The following is a 2,598-nucleotide window of genomic DNA, read 5'->3' as shown; positions in this document are numbered from 1 at the left end:
GAGCATCATCAAACTGAGAATATCTTTTTAATTTTTTAATCAAACTCTTTATAGTATTGTTTTCGATTTCATTTAACATACATATCCATTATTTAAAATAACCTGTAAACTGTATTTATTCAACATTTAGTTTGGTACTGTATTGGTCAAAATGACTTTTTAGTTTAACTCCAAAGAGGAAACGTTAATTTTCTTAATTTCCAGGTAATACTGATATATTTTTTCTGCCGGAAGCATAATGACCTGGATGTTTTCCAAATTTAAATTAGAAAGTATTTCTATTTCAATATGGCCTAAATTCTCAATTTCACCATCATATTTAGGGAAGAGAAATGCGTTTTTAACATTTTTAAAGTGATTATCCGCAACAAAATCATTTAAAGCCAACTGGTAGATGTATTGCTTTGTAATGTCACCAAGACCCGGATGGCCATCCAGAGTACCCTCATCGAATTTCAATTTGTAATATTTGGCATCCAGAATATAGAAGGTTTCATCATCAAAAGTTACAATATCCGGTTCAAAGGATTTACGTGCTTCATGATATTTGCCGCTTTTTAAAACCCATTTCGGCTTTTTGATAAGATTCATTATTGTATCGGAAGATGCAGAATTTATTTTAAGATTTTTAAACGGTTTATATAGTTTATTTTTAAATACTTTTGAGCACACTGCCTCCCAGATTTCATGATAAGTGCTTGTTCCATAAACAGTCAAGTAGTTTTTATCTGAAAAAGAGTTTTTCTCACTTAGATAGGCATGCATTGATTTTAAAAGCCTGATTTTTTGAGTATTAAACTGAAGGTGCAATTCCTTTTCAAGGTTTTCTAAAATTATACTGGTTTCACCGAAATCATCCAGATTTTTAGAAGACAGCTCAACAGGAGTCAGGTCAAATAAATCCATCAAACCCGCTTTTTCCAATTTTTTGGAACATTCTGTTATGATATATTCATGCAATAATCTGAAATAATCAAACAAATCATCGATTTTACGTTTTGTGTAAAGTTCAACATAGTAAGGTTTACTGTCTTTTATGATCGGATTAGTGTAGTTAATTGTACGGTTCCAGTCGATTTCACCATTTCCGTTGACTTCCAGGATGTTTTGGATATTTGAATATAATCCGTTTTCAAAATAGTCCTCTAAGAAAAATATCATCATTGACAGCTGATTGTATGAAATGTCTTCTAAATTTTCATTTTGATATTCCAAATCATAATTAAATGAGTTATACTTTTTTATAACTTTTAAAACTTGTTTAAAATCGCTTTTTTTAAATTTATTTTCAGGAATGTATTTTGGATAGACATTAATGACCAGATTATCTATGATGATTACACCAACAAACCTAAAATGATAAATATCCTTTTCATTTTTTATGATAGCATAAGCTAAAAGCTTATTAAAAGCTTTTTCATCATGATTTAAAAGTTCCAGGAGTTTAATTTTAGAGTAGGCTTTAAGCTCTTGAATATAGATTGTTTTCATTCGTCCTCACTTATGAATTGGGATTTGATATTGTCACAGAATATTTCAAGGCCCATTTTGTCAAACTCTTCACAGATTTTGGAGTATGTGATGTATGATTCGTTTTTTCGAGCTCCACTGAAAAGATCGTTTCTTTTTGATTTAGCAGCATCTTCAAACAAATACATGATAATTTTATTTTTGAATATATCTTTGAATGTTTCTTCATCAATGTCTTTATCCATGAATTCAGTAAATGCAAAAAACGGCCCCATAAGTTTATCTTCATTGATTTTGTATGACAATAATTCATCGTTTATTGCTTTTCTGAGGTCGTTCCAGTTGACTTTGATGTGGTTTAGATTTACATTGATGTTTTCAATTAAACCCTCATTGTTGTTGATGCTGAAATATTGGAAATCCCATCTTCTTTTAAAGGCAGTGTCCATCGGAAAGACTCCCTGGTCTGCTGAGTTCATGGTTGCCCAAATGAATAGATTTGAAGGAAGTTTGATTTTATCCTCCTGTAAGTATAACATCATATCTTCAGTTGAATCAATCGGATAAATTGATTCATTATTTTCATCGCGATCCAATAATTGAAATATATCACCAAAAACAGCTGCAACATTAGAACGGTTGATTTCTTCAATTAAAAGCAGGTATGGTTTGTCAGGATTTTCCAAAGCTTTTTTAAGAATTCTCATAAATGGTCCTGGGACATACTTATAAACTATATTATCTCCATCAGGATAAGGTTTGAACATCCCAACAAAGTTTGCATATGAGTAATCGGGATGGAAAGTTACTCTCTCATAATTATCTTCAAAGTCTTCAAGCAACTTATTTTTGTCCTTATTTAAGTTAAATGATTTTCCAGTTCCGGGCGCTCCAAAATAAATTAAATTACGTTTTTTATCAGATTCATAAATTGGCCTTTTACTGCTCCTTAAGATATTCAATGGCAATATATTAACTTTTTTAGACCATAAATAATCATCAATAGCACAAATCCAATGACTAAATTCATCGAAAACTTTTATATCAGAAATATCGAAGTTTTCAAATGAGTATTCCTCAGATAAATTAGTTATAAACTCATTGTATGATAAATTTGAATCCATATAA

General features: G+C 30.2%; 2 protein-coding genes. Both read right to left on the bottom strand.

Going from position 1 to position 2,598, the window contains the following annotated elements; genetic code table 11:
• Positions 1 to 159 precede the first annotated feature (159 nt).
• A complete protein-coding gene (locus tag ACKI2P_RS11020) occupies positions 160 to 1,491 on the bottom strand; it encodes an LlaJI family restriction endonuclease (protein ID WP_407377563.1) in 1,332 nt (443 codons plus the stop codon).
• The coding region (locus tag ACKI2P_RS11015; protein ID WP_407377562.1) for an McrB family protein at positions 1,488 to 2,598 on the bottom strand (1,111 nt) is incomplete at its 5' end. The genes ACKI2P_RS11015 and ACKI2P_RS11020, both read right to left, overlap by 4 nt.

It is taken from the genome of Methanobrevibacter sp. (genome assembly GCF_045541095.1).
In the GTDB taxonomy this organism is placed as follows: domain Archaea; phylum Methanobacteriota; class Methanobacteria; order Methanobacteriales; family Methanobacteriaceae; genus Methanocatella.
Note: the sequence above shows the minus strand (reverse complement) of the source record. Positions and strands in the feature narration are given on the sequence as shown.

What these genes read in the sequence shown, in the direction of transcription:
- ACKI2P_RS11020 (WP_407377563.1), bottom strand. Translation starts at nt 1,491, where the DNA reads ATGAAAACAATCTATATTCAAGAGCTTAAAGCCTACTCTAAAATTAAA.